Source organism: Methyloligella sp. GL2 (assembly GCF_013341275.1).
GTDB lineage: Bacteria > Pseudomonadota > Alphaproteobacteria > Rhizobiales > Methyloligellaceae > Methyloligella.
In genome coordinates this window covers 2093249-2111856 of the sequence record NZ_CP054476.1, presented here as the reverse complement: position 1 = coordinate 2111856, position 18608 = coordinate 2093249, and the positions used below count along the sequence as shown (strand labels likewise).

Sequence of the window (18608 nt, the reverse complement as noted above, 5' to 3'; positions counted from 1 at the left end):
TCAACTTCCGCCCGATCATGCTTGAAAAAACCTATTCCCCTGCCGCGATTGAAGGCGAGATCTACGCCGCGTGGGAGGAGCAAAACGCCTTCGCAGCCAGGGATACTGGCGGCCAATCCTACGCCATCGTCATTCCGCCACCGAACGTCACCGGCTCGCTGCATATGGGCCACGCCCTGAACAACACGCTTCAGGACGTGCTGGTCCGCTTCGAGCGCATGCGCGGCAAGGACGTGCTGTGGCAGCCGGGCATGGATCACGCCGGTATCGCCACCCAGATGGTGGTCGAGCGCCAGCTGATGGAGCGCCAGGAGCCCGGCCGCCGCGCCATGGGCCGCGAGAAGTTCATCGAGCGGGTCTGGGCCTGGAAGCAGGAATCCGGCGGCACCATTCTCTCGCAGCTGAAGCGCCTAGGCGCCTCCTGCGACTGGTCGCGCGAGCGCTTCACCATGGATGAAGGGCTCTCGAAGGCCGTCCGCAAGGTTTTCGTCGAGCTCTACGAGGCCGGGCTGATCTACAAGGATAAGCGCCTGGTCAACTGGGACCCCAAGCTGCTCACCGCCATCTCCGACCTCGAGGTCGAGCAGAAGGAGGTGAGGGGGCATCTTTGGCATTTCCGCTATCCGCTCGAGGGCAAGAATTTCGATCCGAGCGATCCGTCGACCTATATCGTCGTCGCCACGACGCGCCCCGAAACCATGCTCGGCGACACCGCCGTTGCGGTTCACCCGGAAGATGAGCGCTACACCGATCTGGTCGGCAGACACGTCGTCCTGCCGCTGGTCGGCCGCCGCATTCCCATCGTCGCCGATGAATATTCCGATCCGGAGAAGGGCTCCGGCGCGGTGAAGATCACCCCGGCCCACGACTTCAACGACTTCGAGGTCGGCAAGCGTCACGACCTGCCGATGATCTCCATCCTCGACAAGGAGGCCAATATCCTCCTGAAGGACAATCCGGAGTTCATGCAGGGGCTTGAGGAGACGCCCGAACTCTCTGAGACGATTCAGGCTTTGGAGGGTCAGGAGCGCTTCGCCGCCCGCAAGATGGTCGTCGCCATGCTGACCGAGCGCGGCTTCCTGCAGGAGATCGAGGACAACACCCATGCGGTGCCCCATGGCGACCGCTCCGGCGTCGTCATCGAGCCTTTCCTCACCGACCAGTGGTATGTCGACGCCAAGACCCTGGCCAAGCCGGCCATCGAGGCTGTCCGCGGCGGCGCCACCCGTTTCGTCCCCCAGAACTGGGAGAACACCTATTTCCACTGGATGGAGAACATCCAGCCCTGGTGCATCTCGCGCCAGCTCTGGTGGGGCCACCAGATCCCGGCCTGGTACGGACCGGACGGCGAAATCTTCGTCGCCGGAGACGAAGAGGCCGCCCACGCCAAGGCGAAAGAGCATTTCGGCAGCGAGGTCGAACTGACCCAGGACGAAGACGTCCTCGACACCTGGTTCTCCTCCGGGCTTTGGGCTTTCTCCACCCTGGGCTGGCCCGACCAGACGCCGGAGCTGAAGCGCTACTACCCGACCTCGGTCCTGGTCACCGGCTTCGACATCATCTTCTTCTGGGTCGCCCGCATGATGATGATGGGCCTCCACTTCATGGAAGAGGTGCCGTTCCATCAGGTCTATATCCATGCGCTCGTCCGCGACGAGAAGGGCGCCAAGATGTCGAAATCCAAGGGCAACGTCATCGATCCCCTGGAGCTGATCGACCAATACGGCGCCGACGCTCTGCGCTTCACCCTGGCCGCCATGGCCGCCCAGGGGCGGGACATCAAGCTCGCCACCTCCCGCGTCGAGGGCTATCGCAACTTCGCCACCAAGCTGTGGAACGCGGCGCGCTTCGCCGAGATGAACGGCTGCGCTCATAAGCCCGATTTCGATCCCGCAGCGGCGAAGGAGACGGTCAATCGCTGGATCGCCGGCGAGAGCGAGCGGGCCGCGGCCGCGGTCACCGAAGCGCTGGAGACCTACCGCTTCAACGATGCCGCCGGCGCGATCTATCACTTCGTCTGGCACATCTTCTGCGATTGGTATCTGGAGCTGATCAAGCCGATCCTGAATGGCGAGGACGAGGCGGCCAAGGCCGAGACCCGCGCCATGGCGAGCTTCGTGCTCGACCGCGCCCTGAAGCTGCTGCATCCCTTCATGCCCTTCGTCACCGAGGAGCTATGGGAGAAGCGCGTTGCCGAAGGCGAGACCCGCGACGAGCTGCTGATGCTCAGCGCCTGGCCCACCCATCAGGGGTTGGAGAATTCGCACGCCGATGCCGAGATCGACTGGGTGATCCGCTTCGTCTCCGAGATTCGCTCGGTCCGGGCCGAGATGAACGTCCCTGCCGGCGCCCGCGCGCCGCTGGTGATCTCCGGGGCAGGCGAGGAGACCAAAGCCCGTATCGCCCGCCACGAGGCGACCCTGAAGCGTCTCGCCCGTATCGAGACCATCGATTTCGGCGAGACCCCGAAAGGCGCAGTTCAGGTTGTTCTCGACGAGGCGGTGCTGGCGCTGCCGCTCGCCGGCATCATTGATGTCGACGCCGAGCAGACCCGGCTCCGAAAAGAGATCGGCAAGGTGGAGGGCGAGATCAAGCAGCTCACCGCCAAGCTCGCCAACGAGAAGTTCGTCTCCCGCGCGCCGGAGCACGTGGTGGAGGAGCAGCGCGAGCGCAAGACCGATGCGGAAGCCACCGCCGCGCGCCTCAATCAGGCGCTGGAGCGGCTTCAGGCCGCGCTTTAGGTCAAAACAGACACTGAAATCAATGACATAACCGGTTGGACCTCACATGAGCTGTGAGGGACGACCGGCCGTAATTGCGTGCCATTGTGGCGGATCGGCAACGCAGTGCGGCATTTGCGCCCCGTTTGCGCCATAAAACCTTGCTACCGCTCGCCCCCATAAGTCATGCCCGTAAGGGTAACGGAAGACGGTGGAGCACGCTCCGTAATTGCCTCTTCGCCATGTGCGGCGAAGACTACGATTTCGGATACCGAAATGGCCTAATGTGCGCCATTCTGCCGCCGTCTTTGGGGGGTGAGTAGTACAGGTTCCATGGACGCCAAGACTTTCGATAAATCGCGCCTGCCGAGCAGGCATGTCACGGAGGGCCCGAGCCGGGCCCCGCACCGTTCCTATTATTACGCCATGGGGCTGACGGGTAAGCAGATCCATCAGCCCTTCGTCGGTGTCGCCACCTGCTGGAACGAGGCGGCCCCGTGCAACATCTCGCTGATGCGCCAGGCTCAGGCCGTGAAGAAGGGCGTCGCCTCGGCGCAAGGCACGCCGCGCGAATTCTGCACCATCACCGTCACCGACGGCATCGCCATGGGCCATCAGGGCATGAAGGCCTCGCTGCCCTCCCGCGAGGTGATCGCCGATTCCGTCGAGCTCACCATGCGCGGCCATTGCTACGACGCGCTGGTCGGCATGGCCGGCTGCGATAAGTCGCTGCCCGGCATGATGATGGCCATGTGCCGTCTCAACGTGCCTTCGATCTTCATCTATGGCGGCTCGATCCTGCCCGGCACCTTCAAGGGCAAGCCGGTCACCGTTCAGGACGTGTTCGAGGCGGTCGGCCAGCACTCCGTCGGCAATATGTCCGACGAGGATCTTGAGGCGCTGGAGCAGGTGGCCTGTCCGTCGGCCGGCGCTTGCGGGGCGCAGTTCACCGCCAACACCATGGCCATGGTCTCTGAGGCGATCGGCCTGGCGCTGCCCTATTCGGCCGGTGCGCCCGCGCCCTACGAGATGCGCGACCAGTTCTGCATGACCGCCGGCGCCAAGGTGATGGACCTCATCGCCATGAATATCCGCCCGCGCGACATCGTCACCCGCAAGGCGCTGGAAAATGCCGCCGCCGTGGTCGCCGCGTCCGGCGGCTCCACCAATGCCGGGCTGCACCTGCCGGCCATCGCCAATGAATGCGGCATCAAGTTCGATCTCTTCGACGTCGCCGAGATCTTCAAGAAGACGCCCTATATCGCCGATCTGAAGCCGGGCGGCCGCTATGTTGCCAAGGATCTGTTCGAGGTCGGCGGCATCCCGCTGGTGATGAAGACGCTGCTCGATCACGGCTATCTGCACGGCGATTGCATGACCGTCACTGGCCGCACCATCGCCGAGAACCTGGCCAAGGTCGCCTGGAACCCGGATCAGGACGTGATCTATCCGGCCGACAAGCCGATCTCCAAGACCGGCGGTGTCGTCGGGCTTCGCGGCAACCTGGCGCCCGAGGGCGGCATCGTGAAGGTCGCCGGCATGAAGAAGCTGCAATTCCGCGGCCCCGCTCGCTGCTTCGACTGCGAGGAGGAGGCCTTCGCCGCCGTCTCCAGCCGCGACTACAAGGAAGGCGAGGTGCTGGTCATCCGCTATGAAGGGCCGCGCGGCGGTCCAGGCATGCGCGAGATGCTGGCCACCACCGCGGCGCTTTACGGCCAGGGCATGGGCGACAAGGTCGCTTTGATCACCGACGGCCGCTTCTCCGGCGCCACCCGCGGCTTCTGCGTCGGCCATGTCGGGCCGGAAGCCGCCATCGGCGGTCCCATCGGCCTCTTGCGCGACGGCGACATCATCGTGCTGGATGCGGAGAAGGGCACTCTGGAGGTCGAGCTCTCCGACGAGGAGCTGGCCGAGCGTAAGAAGAGCTGGACCCCGCGGGAAAACGACGTTCGCAGCGGCGCCATCTGGAAGTACTCCGATCAGGTCGGGGCGGCGCGCGACGGCGCGGTGACCCATCCAGGGGCAGAGGCGGAAGTCTCTTGTTACGCCGATGTGTAAACGCCTTGCCCTGGGCGCGGTCGCGCTGATGACATTTTGCGGGACGCCCGCCCTGGCGCAGGTCGATGCGGCAGGCGAGGCGGCAACGCAAACCGGTGTCTTCAGCTCCGCGACCGCCGCCTATCGGCAAGGCATCTCGTCCTTCCGCTCCGGTGCCATCAAGGCGGGGCTTCCCGCCTTGCGCTTCGCCGCCGATCGCGGCGTGCTCGGTGCTCAGCTCCGTCTCGCCGAGCTCTATGCGGCCGGCGATTCGGTGCCGAAGGACGACGGCAAGGCCTATTACTATTACCGGCAGATCGCCGACACCTATGCGGAGATCACGCCGCGCAATCCGGTTTCCAAATATGTGGCGCAGAGCTTCGTGGCCCTGGGCCGCTATCAGCTCGAAGGCATCCCGGAGATCGAGCTGGCGCCCAATCCGCGTCACGCTGCGGGACTGTTCCAGCATGCGGCGACCTATTTCGGCGATGCCGATGCGCAGTATGAGCTGGCCAAGCTCTATCTGTCCGGCACCGGCGTTGAGCGCAATTTCCGCCTCGGCGCCAACTGGCTCGCCACCGCCGCGCGCAAGCAGCACGCCGCTTCGCAGGCGACCCTCGGCGAGATGATCTGGCGCGGCGAGAAGCTGCAATCGCGCCAGGTGCGCGGCCTCGCGCTGATCGCGCTGGCCCATCACAACGCCAGCGAGCACGGCCAGGCCGAGCCGGCCTGGATCAAGCAGCTTTACGACGAGGCGTTCGAGGATGCCGACCCGCGGGTCTTGAAAGCGACCGAAGCGGCCATCCCGCGCTGGGGCGGCCCGCAGATCGCGCTGCTGCCGACCGAGGTGGAGACACCGGTGGTCAGCGTCGAGACCCCGGCAGCAGCGTCGCTTGGTGGCTTCCTGCTTGGCAACGCCGAACCGGCCTCCGCCGCCAGCAATGCGGTGCGCGACGCCGCCAATAGCGCTGTAGACCATGTCCCGGTCGCCGCCGGCACCGCCACCGCACTTGAGGGCACGCCGGCGGAGGTGTTTGCCGAAGATTTCCGGCCCGCAGGTCAGAGCGAGACGATTCTGGGCTTCGGCACCGATGCGCCGCCGGCGCCGGTCCCGAGTTCCAGCTCCGCAGCCGCCGCCTCGGCCGAGCGCGCGTCCGGCGGGTTTTCCTTCCCCGGCACAGGCGCAGGCATGGGCGGTATGTCCATGGGGTTCAGCGGAAGCCCGGCGCCGTAAAGCCCGAACCGGCTTAAAGCTTCAGCTCGATCCAGACCGGCACGTGATCCGACGGCTTCTCCCAGCCGCGCGGGGTGGAATCGATATCGCAGGCCACCAGATGGTCGGCGGCTTGCGGCGACAACAGCAGATGGTCGATGCGTAGGCCGTTATTCTTCTGCCAGGCGCCGGCCTGATAATCCCAAAAACTATAGCGGTGCGGCTCGTCGTGACAGGCGCGGAAAGCGTCCGTCAGGCCGAGATTGAGCAGCTTGCGGAATTCGGCGCGGGTCTCCGGCTTGAACAGCGCATCGTCCGTCCAGGCCGCCGGATTATGCACGTCGTCCGGCATCGGGATGACGTTGTAGTCGCCCGCCATCACGAACGGCTCCTCCAGCGCCAGCAGCGCTTCGGCGCGAGCCTGCAGCCGTGCCATCCAGGCGAGCTTATAAGGGTATTTCTCGCTGTCCACCGGATTGCCGTTGGGCAGATAGAGATTGGCGATGCGCAGCACGCCGGAGGGCACCGAGACCACCGTCTCCAGATAGCGGGCCTGCTCGTCGGCCTCGTCGCCATCAAGCCGCGGGGTCACTTCGTCGAAGGGCAGCTTGGACAGGGTCGCAACCCCGTTGAAGCTCTTCTGCCCGTGCACGGCGACGTTATAGCCGAGATCCTCGAAGGCCTCCGACGGGAAGGCCTCGTCCATGCATTTGATCTCCTGGATGCAGACGATGTCCGGCGCGTCCTGGCCGAGCCAGGTCAGCAGCGTGTCGCGCCGCGCCTTGATGCCGTTGATGTTCCAGGTGGCGATCTTCATGGGACGACTGTCGTAGCACTCTAGAGACCGTCATGCCCGGCCTTGTGCCGGGCATCCACGACTTTCTGAACGTGAGGGCCAACGTGGATGGCCGGGACAAGCCCGGCCATGACGTATGACAAGGGAGAAGCCCCCGCTACAGCGAGAAGCTGGTGCCGCAGCCGCAAGAGGCGGTGGCGTTCGGGTTGTTGACCGTGAAATGCGCCCCGATCAGATCGTCGACGAAGTCGATCTCGCTACCCTCGACATAGGCGATGGAAATCGGATCGATCACCACCTTCGCCCCGTCGCGGGCGATCAGGAGGTCGTCCGCCTCGCGGTCGGTGACCAGATCGAACTTGTACTGGAATCCCGAGCAGCCGCCGCCTTCCACCGTGACGCGGAGCATGGTCTCCGGGTTTTCGCTGGCAAGGATCTCCTCGATGCGCTTTGCGGCGCTCTCGCTTATGGTAATGGACGCGTTGCTCATACTGGGTTAGGTCTGATTTTCGTAGATCGATTGATGTTCGGCGCCTGTAAGCCGGCGCGTATTCTACATATATAGCGAAGAGATAAGGTGGCGGCCCGGCTTGTCAATCGTGATGGGCCCGATGAGACGCAACTGACCTATAGTCTGAACATCCGCGACGACCGCGAAATGCCGCAGGAATCGGCCCTCTATTCGGGTCCGGCGCCCTATGCGGCCGATGCGTCCGAGAGCCGCGGCCGGCTGGTGCCGGAGCCGATGAGCCCGCATCGCTCGCCGTTTCAGCGCGACCGCGACCGCATCGTGCACGCCTCCGCCTTCCGCCGCCTGACCCATAAGACGCAAGTCTTCATCTATCACGAGGGCGACCATTACCGGACCCGGCTGACCCACAGCCTGGAGGTGGCCCAGATTGCCCGCACCATGGCCCGCAGCCTGGCGCTGGACGAGGACCTGACCGAGGCGGTGGCGCTGGCCCACGATCTCGGCCATTCGCCCTTCGGCCATTCCGGCGAGCGGGCGCTGCATCGCGCCATGCAAGGCGCCGGCGGCTTCGACCACAATGCCCAAAGCCTTCGCGTGGTCACCGAGCTGGAGCGGAAATACGCCGAGTTCGACGGGCTGAACCTCACCTGGGAGGCCCTCGAGGGCCTGGTCAAGCATAACGGGCCGATGCTCGACTTGGCCGCGATTCCGGGCCCCATCACCGGCTATAACGCCAAGCACGATCTGGAGCTTGCCACTTACGCCTCGCTCGAGGCCCAGCTCGCCGCGCTCTCCGACGACATCGCCTACAACAATCACGATGTGGAGGACGGCTACCGCTTCGGCTGCTTCGCCTTCGAGGAGCTGGGGGAGGTGCCGCTGGTCGGCGATATCCTGGCCGAGCTGCAGCTGCGCTATCCGGGGCTGGAAGCCTCCCGCATGCTGAACGAGCTGAACCGCCGGCTGATCACCCGCATGATCGAGGATGCCCGCAGCGAGACCATGCGGCGCATCGAATTTCTCGCCCCCGCCGATTCGGCGGCTATCCGCCATGCGCCGATGGCCACCGCGGCCTTCTCCGAAAGGATGGTGGCGGAGCTGCAAGTGCTGCGCGACTTCCTCAAACAGCGCGTCTATCGCCACAAGCGGGTGATGGCGATCATGGGCGATGCGGAACAGGTGGTCAGCGATCTGTTCGATCTCTATAACCGGAACCCCAAAGCCCTGCCGCCGAATTGGAGCGACCAGGCGCCGGAGGAGGGCTCGCCTGCTTATGCCCGCCATATCTGCGATTTCATCGCCGGCATGACGGACCGCTACGCGCTGGCCGAGCACCGGCGCCTATTTGACGTCACTCCCGATCTGCGTTAGGTGCCCCCGCCTTTTTCGGACTGATTCCATGGATGTGTTTGCCCCGTTTTACGATCGTGTGCTGGGCGCGGTTGCGCAGCTTCAGGCGGACTCCGTCTTGCCGGCCGATGCCAAGCTGACCGCCGTCACCATCGAGCCGCCGCGCGACGAAAGCCATGGCGACCTCGCCACCAATGCCGCCATGGTGCTGGCCAAGCCCGCCAAGATGGCGCCGCGCGCCATCGCCGAAAAGTTGATGCCGCTGATCGCCGAGGACCCGCTGGTCGAGAAGGTCGAAATCGCCGGTCCCGGTTTCATCAACATGACCCTGAAGCCGAGCTTCTGGCCGGGCGTGGTGCGCACCGTGCTGAAACAGGGCGAGGCCTACGGGCGTAGCGATCTCGGCAAAGGTCAGAAGGTCAATGTCGAGTTCGTCTCCGCCAACCCGACCGGCCCGCTCCATGTCGGCCATTGCCGCGGCGCGGTGTTCGGCGATGCGCTGGCCAATCTTCTCGACTTCACCGGCTATGACGTGACCCGCGAGTTCTACGTCAACGATGCCGGCGCCCAGGTCGTCGTGCTGGCCCGCTCCGCTTACCTGCGCTACCGCGAAGCGCTGGGCGAGGAAATCGGCGAAATCCCCGAAGGTCTCTATCCGGGAGACTATCTGAAGCCCGTCGGAACCGCTCTGGCCGAGAAATATGGGGATAAGCTGTTGAAAATGGAGGAGGCCGACTGGCTCCCTATCGTTCGGCAGTTCGCCATCGACGCCATGCTCGCTGTGATCAAGGATGATCTCGCCGAGCTAGGCATTGATCATGAAGTGTTTTTCTCCGAGCGCTGGATGAGCGAGGGGCAGGACCTGGTGGGCGAGACCATCGCCGATCTGCGGGCCAAAGGCCTGGTCTATGAGGGACGCCTGCCGCCGCCCAAGGGTGTGGTCGACGAAGACTGGGAAGACCGCGAACAGACCCTGTTCCGCTCCACCGAATTCGGCGACGACCTCGACCGGGCGCTTTTGAAGTCCGATGGCTCGCCGACATATTTCGCAGCCGACATCGCCTATCACCGCGAGAAGTTCAGACGCGGCTTTAAGACCATGATCGACGTCTGGGGCGCCGATCATTCCGGCCATGTCAAACGCATGATTTCGGCGCTGAAAGCTTTGGTCGGAGACGACGCCGATCTCGACGTTAAGATATGTCAGCTTGTTCGCTTGTTTAGGGCAGGCGCCCCTGTAAAAATGTCAAAACGTGCCGGGACGTTCGTGACTGTGCGGGACGTCGTGGACGAGGTGGGCCCAGGTCCGGTTCGTTTCATGATGCTGTATCGCAAGAATGATGCGCCGCTCGAGTTCGACTTTGTAAAGGTGACCGAGCAGTCGCGCGACAACCCGGTGTTTTATGTTCAGTATGCCCATGCCCGGGCTTGTTCAGTCTTGCGTAATGTGCGCGAGGTCTTTCCAGATCTTGATCTAGAGGGCGTAGAGTTGACGGACGCGGCAATAAATCGTCTGGACGACGAAGCAGAATCGGCGGTGATGCATCGCATCGCGCATTTTCCGCGTATCGTTAATGCTGCCGCTGCCGTTCATGAGCCGCATCGCATCAGTTTTTATCTTCATGATCTTGCGAGCGACTTTCACAGCCTTTGGAATAGAGGCAAAGACTCGCCACAATTACGATTTATTCACCAAAACGACCCAGAGTTGACCAAAGCACGCATTATGCTTGTCGAGGCTTTAAGACGTGTCCTCTCCTCCGGACTGGGCATTCTGGGCGTTCATGCCGTTGAAGAGTTGAATTAAGCCGGGGCACGGTGGGGTCGAGGGAGTAGCTATGTCTATGAAGGATCAGCGGTTTGGCGCGTCTGCCAACCCCGCTGCGGGACAGCAGAATTACGCTCAGCCGGATCAGCGTGCGCAAGCCGCTCAGCACGGGGCTCCGAGGCCTCAGGCGGCGACCGGTCTTGGCGGCGGCTCGTCCATGTTCGCGCGTATGCCCGCCTACACGCCCGTGACCCGCGCGCCCGAACCGGCCTATCCGCAAGAGCCGCAATATCAAGAACCGCAGTATCAAGAGCCGCAGCAGCCGCAATATGCCGAGCAGCCGTATCAGGGCGAGGCTCAGCAGGGCTACGACTACGGCCAGGGCTATGAGGGGCAAGGCTACGATCAGCAGGGCTACGAGCAGCAGCCCGGCTATCAGAACGGCGCTTATCCCGAGCAGGGCTATCAGCAGCCCGCGCAAGGTTATGACGCTGCCGCCTACCAGGAGCCGGCCTATCAGGATCAGCCGCTTGATCTCGGCACCGACAATGGGGCAGGGACCGAGGCTTATCCCGTCGAGCAGAGCTTCGAGGCCTATGAGGGGCAGCAGCAGCCTTACGACGCGCAAGGTTACGATCAGCAGGCCTATGCCGGGCAGGAATATCAGCCCGAGCAGCAGGCCTATAACGGCGAAGGCTATGCGGCCCAAGATTACGCGGCTCAAGATTACAACGGTCAGCCGCAGCAGGACTATAACGCTCAGGCCTATGCCGAGCAGGGCTACGACCCGCAGCAATACAACGGCCAAGGCTACGAAGGTCAGGGCTACGAAGGTCAGGATTACAATGGCCAGGATTATAACGGCGACGCCTATGCGGGGCAGGATTACGCCCAGCCGGTGAATGGCGAGGCGGCCTATTCCGACGGGCAGTATCCCGGCCCGCAGGATCCGCACCGCGCCGTCGAGCCCTACGAGGCCACTTACGATCATCCGCCGGAGATCGCCCTTGGCCAACCGCAGCCGCAGCAGGCCGCGCCGCAATATGCGCAAGGCGCCGAGCAAGTCGATGCCGACTTCCTATCCGATGGCGAAGTCGCCCCGGCCGAGGTCGCGGAGAAGCCGAAGCGCTCGCTCTTCGCCGCCCGCAACATGGCGATGGTATCTGCCGCGCTGGTCGGGGCTATCGCTCTGGGCGGTGCGCTCGCCTTCGTCTACAAGCAGACCGGCGGCGGGCTTTCCGATGGCGCACCGCCGATCATCCAGGCGGAGAACTCTCCCGTGAAGGAGGCGCCCGACGCCCCCGGCGGCAAGGAGTTTCCTCATAAGAACAAGCTGATCTACGACCGGCTCGAAAATGGCGACCAGCCGGAAGCCGATAAGCTGGTGCCGCGCCAGGAAGAGCTGGCTCTGCCGAACATGCCGGCCGCCACCGATATTCCGGACTTCGCCGCCGGTGCTGGCGGCACCCCGGCCCCGACCGAAATGGCCGCCGCCGGTGCCGATACGGGCCCTCGCAAGGTGCAGACCTTGGCGATCCGTCCTGACGGCACCGTGGATGCTGCGGGCGCCAACGAGCTGCAGACGGCAGCTGCCGCGGCGACGGCTCCGGCCACCACCGCCGCCATTCCGCCGGCCCCGGCTCAGGCGCCGGCCGCTGCTGCCAGCAAATATGTGGTGCAGGTCGCCTCCAAACAGGACCAGACCTCGGCGCTCGCTGCCTTTGCCGACATGCAGCAGAAATATCCCTCGCTGCTCGGCAATTACCGGCCCATGGTCAACCGGGTGAATCTCGGCTCCAAGGGCGTCTGGTACCGCCTGCAGATCGGTCCGATGGCCAACCAGGCCACCGCCTCCAAGCTCTGCAGCGATCTTAAAGCGCAAGGTCTGAGCGACTGCCTCGTGATGGCGCAATAGCGCCGCACCTCACATGCGAAACCGGGCTTGACCGCGGCTCTTGTCGCGGCTAGCCCGGCGTCATGTCTTATCGCGCCTTCATCGCAAGCTGTTCGGGGCTGAGCCTTACCGAGGCGGAACGCCGGTTTTTCGCCGAGAGCCGTCCCTGCGGGCTGATCCTGTTCGCCCGCAATTGCGAGAGCCCGGATCAGATCCGGCGCCTGACCGACGACTTCAAGACGCTTGCCGGCAGCGATGCCCTGATCCTGATCGATCAGGAAGGGGGCAGGGTGCAGCGGCTCAAGCCGCCGCACTGGCGGCAGATGCCGCCGGCCCGGAAATACGGCGCGCTCTATGCCAAGGATGCGGAGCTGGGGCGCAAGGCGGCCTTCTATGGCGCACGGCTGATCGCCGAAGAGCTTCAGCCCCTCGGCATCACCGTCAACTGCACACCGGTCCTCGATGTGCCGCAGCCCGGCGCTCATGAGATTATCGGCGACCGGGCCTATGGTAGCGATCCGGAGACCATCGCCAATCTCGGCCGCGCCGTGATGGACGGGTATCTCGCCGGCGGCATACTGCCGGTGATCAAGCATGTGCCGGGCCACGGCCGCGCCCTTGCCGACAGCCATCTCTCCCTGCCGCGGATCGATGCGAATGCCGAAGAGCTGGCCGCGACCGATTTCAAGCCGTTCCAGGCCCTGAAGGATGCGCCGCTCGCCATGACCGCCCATGTGCTTCTGCCGGCCTTCGATTCGCACCGACCGGCCAGCATCTCTCCCGTTATAATGGCAGAAGTGATTCGCAAGACGATTGGGTTGACCGGCTTGGTGATGTGCGACGATCTCGGCATGAAGGCGCTGTCCGGCACCATGGCGGAAAAGGCCGCCGCCGCGATTGCAGCTGGATGCGACGTCGCGCTTCATTGCAGCGGCGTGCTGTCCGAGATGGAAGAGGCGGCCGGCGCGGTGCCTTTGCTCGAAGGGGAGGCGGCAGCTCGCTTCAGCGCCGCCGTCGATAAGCTGCACGCCCCGGAGCCGTTCGATCGTGCCGAGGCCATGGCGCTTCTGGGCGAGGTCGAAGCCCGCCCCGTCGCTTGAGCACCGAACTTGAGAGATGAGCCACGTGTCCGACGAAGAGCAAAATCCGGCGCCTGAGGAAGAGGCGCCGAAGGAGCAAACAGAACAGGCCGCCGTCGGCGAGGCCGCTGCCTCGTCCGATGCCACGGCGCAAGGCACCGCCGAGACCTCCAGCGACCCGTGGGAGGACGATCCGGCCCGCGCGCTGCCCGAGGGCGAGGCGCTGGTCGTCGACGTGGAAGGCTTCGAAGGTCCGCTCGATCTGCTGCTGGCCATGGCCCGCACCCAGAAGGTGGATCTTGCCAAGATTTCCGTGCTGGCTCTGGCCGAGCAATATCTCGGCTTCATCCACGCGGCCCGCAAGGTACGGCTGGAGCTTGCCGCCGACTATCTGGTGATGGCCGCCTGGCTGACCTTCATCAAGTCGAAGCTGCTGCTGCCGCCGGAAGAGGAAGAAGAGGACGGGCCGAGCGGCGAGGAGATGGCCGCGCTTCTGGCCTTCCGCCTGCAGCGCCTGGATGCCATGCGCGATGCCGCCGCAACGCTGATGACCCGCAAGCGTCTCGGCCGCGACGTGTTCCCCCGCGGCATGCCCGAACCCATCACCGTCCTGCGCAAGCGCATCTACGACGCCAATGTCTACGACCTGCTGAAGGCCTATGCCCAGCAGCGCCAGCGCAATTCGGTGACCACAATTCACATGAAGAAGCGCACCGTCTGGTCGATCAAGGAGGCGCGCACCGAGCTGGAACGTCTGCTCGGGGTTGCCGTCGACTGGGCGCCGCTCGACGATCTATTTGCCGAATTCCTCGTGGAGCCGGAGCTGCGCCGGACCGCTTTGGCGAGCGGGCTGAACGCTAGCCTGGAAATGGCGCGCGAAGGCCAAGTGGAGCTGCGCCAGTCTAAGAATTTCGCGCCGCTTTTGGTGCGCCGCCGCCACGAGACTGCCGAAGAGACGCTCTAGAAAGATAACAAGAGGTCGCAACATGACAGCGGAAAACTTGGATAGAGCAGCGAAAATGGAAGAAGACGAAGAGGAAAGGGACGAGGTGCCCGAGCTTGGGCTGCCGCTGCCGTTTTCCTCCAATGTAACCTCGCTGCCGTCCGCCGACCGGGGCGAGAAGCTGCGCATTATCGAGGCGCTGCTGTTTGCCGCCGACGAGCCGCTGGACGAGGCCGAGCTCGGCCGGCATTTCGGCGCCGACGAGGATATTCCTGCGCTGCTGGAGGAGCTGAAAGGCGTCTATGCCAGCCGCGGCGTCAATCTGGTGCGCGTGGCCGGCAAATGGGCATTCCGCACCGCCGATGATCTGTCCTATCTGCTGGAGCGCCAGACCGTGGAGCAGCGGCGCCTGTCCCGCGCCGCCCTGGAGACCCTGGCCATCATCGCCTATCACCAGCCGGTGACCCGCGCCGAGATCGAGGAGATCCGCGGTGTCAGCACCTCCAAGGGCACGCTCGACGTGCTGCTTGAGACTGGCTGGATCAAGCTGCGCGGGCGCCGCCGGGCGCCGGGCCGTCCGGTCACCTATGGCACCACGCCGTATTTCCTGGAGCATTTCGGCTTCGACTGCATCGAGGATCTGCCGGGCCTCGGCGAGCTGAAAGGGGCAGGGCTCTTGGATTCCAACCTGCCGCCGGGCTTCGCCATGCCGAGCCCCTCCGATTCCGCCGAGCTGCGCGAGGACGAAGATCCGCTCGAGGACGAGGATGAGGGCGAGGCTTTCGACGACGAGGAAGCCGGCGAAGAGATGCGGGCCGAGGCTGAGGACGACGTCTCGTCGGAAGCCGAGTCGCACGCCGAAGCTGACTCTGAGCCCGAGGCCGAAGCTGAATCGGAAGTCGACGCGCAAGAGAGCGCCCAAGAGTCCGATGCCGACGATGGGGCAGATGCCGACGAAGAGGCGCGGGGCTGATAGCCCTGTCCGCCGGATGTGAGCCGGCACCATGTCCTTGAAGTTCGAGTCCGTCAGCCGCGATTTCAATGGAAGCAGCGCCGTTGCCGATGTCAGCCTGGAGGTCGGCGACGGCGAAATCCTCTGCCTGCTCGGCCCCTCCGGCTGCGGCAAGACCACGCTTTTGCGCATCGCCGCCGGCATCGAGCGCCCCGCCTCGGGCCGCGTGCTTCTGGGGCAAACCGAGATCGCCGGACCGGAGCGTTTCGTGCCGCCGGAGAAGCGCGGCATCGGCTTCATGTTCCAGGACTATGCGCTGTTCCCGCATCTCACCGTTCTGCAGAACGTCGCTTATGGCTTGCGCGGCATGTCCAAGCGCGCGGCGGCGGCGGAAGCCCTGGCGGCGCTGGAACGCGTCGGTCTAAGCCGCCACGCGGAGGATTGTCCCCATACCCTGTCCGGCGGCGAGCAGCAGCGCGTCGCGCTCGCTCGCGCCATTGCGCCGAGGCCCGCCGTGGTGCTGATGGACGAGCCGTTCTCCAATCTCGATGCGCGGCTGCGCGAAAGAATGCGGGGCGAGACTCATGCGATTCTGCGCGGTACCGGCGCCACCTGCATTCTCGTCACCCACGATGCGGAAGAGGCGATGCAGCTCGGCGACCGCATCGCCCTGATGCGGGATGGCCGCCTGATCCAGCAAGGCACGGCCGAGGAGCTCTATCGCCGGCCCAAGGATCTCGCCGCGGCCCGCTTCTTCTCCGAGCTGAATGAGATCGAGGCGAGGATCGAAAACGGCAAGGCCGTCACGCCGCTCGGTGCCTTCGCCGCGCCCGGCATTGCCGAGGGCGAGACGGCGATCGTTTGCTTGCGCCAGACGAGCCTCCGTCCCTGCGCGCTGGGGGAGGGTACCCGCGCCGAAATCCGCAGTATCCGCTTTCTGGGCGAGATCGCTTTGGCCGAGCTAAGTGTGGAAGGAATCGCGCAGCCGCTGCTTGCCCGCCTCGATGCCGATACGGTGCCGCAGGCGGGGACGGAGATCGCCATCGAGGTCGAAGCCGATAGCGACCTGATTTTTCCGAAAAGCGCCAACCGGTAGCCGCCAAAACAGCCTGGAACGAACTGACACGGGCGCTCTGCTTGCGGCATCGCGTGCTTGCTGCAATAGTGCCCGCTCGATCGCGCGAAACGCGCAAGATTAAGGGGAGTGGAATCCGTCTATGGGACTGAGCTGGTCGCATATCCTCATCGTTCTGGTGCTGTTTGTCCTGCTTTTCGGTCGGGGAAAGATTTCCGATCTGATGGGCGACGTCGCCAAGGGCATCAAGAGCTTCAAACAGGGGCTCGCCGAGGACGAGAAAGAGCCCGACGAAGAGGCTGAGCCGGAGATCAAGGCGGTGGAGCACAAGCCTGTGACGCCGGCTCCCGAGGCGAAGCCCAAGGCTGCTGCCAAACCGGCAACCAAGGCGAAAACCACCACCCGCAAGCCCGCGGCGGCCTCGCGCGCCAAAACCGCTAGCGCCAAAACGGCCAGCACCAAGACGTCGCGTGCGAAGAGTTCTTCCTCCAAGAGCGCGGCCACCAAGACCACGCGCAGCCGCAGCTCCGGTTAGGCCCCATTGGCGAAGGCGAAGCGCCGCTTTCGCCCTCGGCCGTAAGTCAAACCCATGTTCGACATTGGATGGTTCGAACTTCTGGTCATCGCCGTGGTGGCCATTGTCGTCGTAGGCCCGAAGGACCTGCCGAAGCTGATGCGCACCATCGGCCATTACATCGGCATGGCCCGACGCATGGCCGGCGACTTCCAGCAGCAATTCGAGCAGGCCATGTCCGATAGCGAGCTGGAGGAGATGCAGCGCAGCTATCAGGACGCGGTGAAGTCGGCCGAGAAGGTCGCCAGCTCGGTGAGCGCGCCGGCCATGCTGCCCAAGCCGATGGCAGATACGACCGCGGACAAGAAGGCCGACAAGGCGCCGAAAAAGACGGCAGATGCGTCGGCGGAGGCCGCCCCGGCAGAGCCAGCCGAGACGGATAAGGCAAAACCCGCAGCCAAGCCGAAGACCGCCAGCAGCACGGCGCGCAAGCGCAGCCCGGCCAAGCCCAAAACTTCGGCCAAAACTGCCAGCAAGCCTTCGAGCACGACGTCCACCAAGGCGTCGGCCAAGAAGCCTGCCGCCCGTGGCACGCGCAAAACCACGTCCGCCAAGCCTGCCGCGGCCAAGTCGACAGCGGCCCGCAAGTCGACGACGGCGCGCAAACCCGCGGCGGCGAAAAAGCCGGCGAGCCGCAGCACGGCGAAGACCGGAACCGCGGCGCGCAGGAAAACGCCTGCCAAAACGACGACGGCTAAATCGACCGCAACCAAGAAAGCTGCGTCCAAGACAGCCGCATCTAAGACGACCGCGCCCGAAGGCGAGACGTCATGAGCGCGGAGACCAACGAGCCGAATGAGCCGAACGAGGCCGGCGAGGCGCCCGAGGACGATATCGAGGCAAGCAAAGCGCCGCTCATGGAGCATCTTATCGAGCTCCGGCGCCGCCTGATCTGGACCGTCCTGGCGATCACCGCCGCCTTCGCGGTCTGCTTCTATTTCGCCCGCGATATCTACAATCTGCTGCTGTGGCCCTACCGGCTGGCGGCCGGCGTCGATACCCCGATCGAGCTGATCTATACGGCGCCGCAGGAATTCTTCTTCACCGAGATGAAGCTCGCCTTGTTCGGCGCCATCTTCATCGCCTTTCCGGTGATCGCCTCGCAAATTTACATGTTCGTGGCGCCCGGCCTCTACCGCAACGAACGCAAAGCCTTCCTGCCGTTCCTGATCGCAACGCCGCTTCTGTTCCTGCTCGGCGCGGCGCTGGTCTATTTCGTGGCCATGCCGCTGGCGATGAAGTTCTTCCTCTCCATGCAGCAGACCGGAGAGGGGCAGGTGCATATCTCGCTCACCGCCAAGGTCAGCGAGTACCTCACCTTGATCATGACGCTGATCCTGGCCTTCGGCGTCTGCTTCCAGCTGCCGGTGCTGCTGACGCTTCTGGCGCGGGCCGGCATCGTCTCTTCCGACGGGCTGAAACGCTATCGCCGCCATGCCATCTTCGCCGTGTTCGTGGTCGCCGCGGTTCTCACCCCGCCAGACCCGGTCAGCCAGATCTCTCTCGGCCTGCCGACCATCCTGCTCTACGAGATCTCGATCATTGCCGTCGCCATGTCGGAGAAGAAGCGGAAAAAGGCGGATGATGGCGATGACGAGAGCAGCTAACGGGCGGGGGCCACGCCCGTCATTCGGAAGGGCCGTGTTCGATGAGCACAGCCGAGCCAGCTTCGACTCGCCCGATGGCCTGTCGTGTTGTCCTGGATGCCCGGCTCAAGGCCGGGCATGACGGAGCT

The 18608-nt window shown here is 64.5% G+C and carries 14 protein-coding genes and 1 pseudogene; 13 read left to right on the top strand and 2 right to left on the bottom strand.

What is annotated here, in order from left to right; genetic code table 11:
• The first annotated feature begins 17 nt into the window (after window positions 1-17).
• The 3 genes from HT051_RS09975 (at window position 18) to HT051_RS09965 (ending at window position 5991) form a co-directional block, all read left to right on the top strand.
• Complete coding sequence (locus tag HT051_RS09975; protein WP_174541894.1) at window positions 18-2741, top strand: valine--tRNA ligase; 2724 nt, start codon at window positions 18-20, stop codon at window positions 2739-2741.
• Window positions 2742-3053: 312 nt separating this feature from the next.
• On the top strand, window positions 3054-4778 hold the full coding sequence (gene ilvD, locus HT051_RS09970) for a dihydroxy-acid dehydratase (protein WP_174541893.1): 1725 nt from the start codon (window positions 3054-3056) through the stop codon (window positions 4776-4778).
• 28 nt (window positions 4779-4806) lie between these two features.
• The gene (locus HT051_RS09965) at window positions 4807-5991 is read left to right on the top strand and encodes a tetratricopeptide repeat protein (protein ID WP_208454303.1); all 1185 of its coding nucleotides are present in this window, start codon (window positions 4807-4809) and stop codon (window positions 5989-5991) included.
• A 13-nt stretch (window positions 5992-6004) separates the two neighbouring features.
• Here HT051_RS09965 and xth read toward each other — a convergent pair whose 3' ends face one another.
• Window positions 6005-6787 (bottom strand): exodeoxyribonuclease III, encoded by a 783-nt coding sequence (gene xth / locus HT051_RS09960; RefSeq protein WP_174541891.1) that lies wholly within the window; start codon window positions 6785-6787, stop codon window positions 6005-6007.
• 136 nt (window positions 6788-6923) lie between these two features.
• Entirely contained in the window at window positions 6924-7256 is a 333-nt protein-coding gene (erpA, locus tag HT051_RS09955) for an iron-sulfur cluster insertion protein ErpA (protein WP_174541890.1), read from the bottom strand.
• Between the two features lie 168 nt (window positions 7257-7424).
• On the opposite strand from erpA, the gene HT051_RS09950 reads away from it, so the two are divergent.
• From HT051_RS09950 to tatC, 10 genes and pseudogenes are all read left to right on the top strand, one after another.
• The gene (locus HT051_RS09950) at window positions 7425-8609 is read left to right on the top strand and encodes a deoxyguanosinetriphosphate triphosphohydrolase (RefSeq protein WP_174542958.1); all 1185 of its coding nucleotides are present in this window, start codon (window positions 7425-7427) and stop codon (window positions 8607-8609) included.
• Between the two features lie 28 nt (window positions 8610-8637).
• Window positions 8638-10395 carry an arginine--tRNA ligase gene (gene argS, locus HT051_RS09945; protein WP_174541889.1) on the top strand — a complete coding sequence of 586 codons (1758 nt, stop codon included), beginning with the start codon at window positions 8638-8640 and terminating at the stop codon, window positions 10393-10395.
• A gap of 178 nt (window positions 10396-10573) precedes the next feature.
• A complete protein-coding gene (locus tag HT051_RS09940) occupies window positions 10574-12271 on the top strand; it encodes an SPOR domain-containing protein (RefSeq protein ID WP_174541888.1) in 1698 nt (565 codons plus the stop codon).
• Between the two features lie 62 nt (window positions 12272-12333).
• A complete protein-coding gene (gene nagZ, locus HT051_RS09935) occupies window positions 12334-13350 on the top strand; it encodes a beta-N-acetylhexosaminidase (protein ID WP_174541887.1) in 1017 nt (338 codons plus the stop codon).
• A 25-nt stretch (window positions 13351-13375) separates the two neighbouring features.
• Window positions 13376-14293, top strand: a complete 918-nt coding sequence (locus HT051_RS09930) for a ScpA family protein (RefSeq protein WP_371740576.1) — start codon at window positions 13376-13378, stop codon at window positions 14291-14293.
• A 55-nt stretch (window positions 14294-14348) separates the two neighbouring features.
• A complete protein-coding gene (gene scpB / locus HT051_RS09925) occupies window positions 14349-15245 on the top strand; it encodes an SMC-Scp complex subunit ScpB (RefSeq protein ID WP_174541885.1) in 897 nt (298 codons plus the stop codon).
• Window positions 15246-15276: 31 nt separating this feature from the next.
• Window positions 15277-16320, top strand: a complete 1044-nt coding sequence (locus HT051_RS09920) for an ABC transporter ATP-binding protein (RefSeq protein WP_174541884.1) — start codon at window positions 15277-15279, stop codon at window positions 16318-16320.
• 121 nt (window positions 16321-16441) lie between these two features.
• A pseudogene (locus tag HT051_RS15155) lies at window positions 16442-16711 on the top strand (twin-arginine translocase TatA/TatE family subunit); the annotation flags it as partial.
• Window positions 16712-16888: 177 nt separating this feature from the next.
• The gene (gene tatB, locus HT051_RS09910; RefSeq protein WP_174541882.1) at window positions 16889-17647 is read left to right on the top strand and encodes a Sec-independent protein translocase protein TatB; all 759 of its coding nucleotides are present in this window, start codon (window positions 16889-16891) and stop codon (window positions 17645-17647) included.
• Window positions 17644-18480 carry a twin-arginine translocase subunit TatC gene (gene tatC / locus HT051_RS09905; RefSeq protein ID WP_174541881.1) on the top strand — a complete coding sequence of 279 codons (837 nt, stop codon included), beginning with the start codon at window positions 17644-17646 and terminating at the stop codon, window positions 18478-18480. Before tatB ends, tatC begins: the two co-directional genes overlap by 4 nt.
• Window positions 18481-18608: the final 128 nt, after the last annotated feature.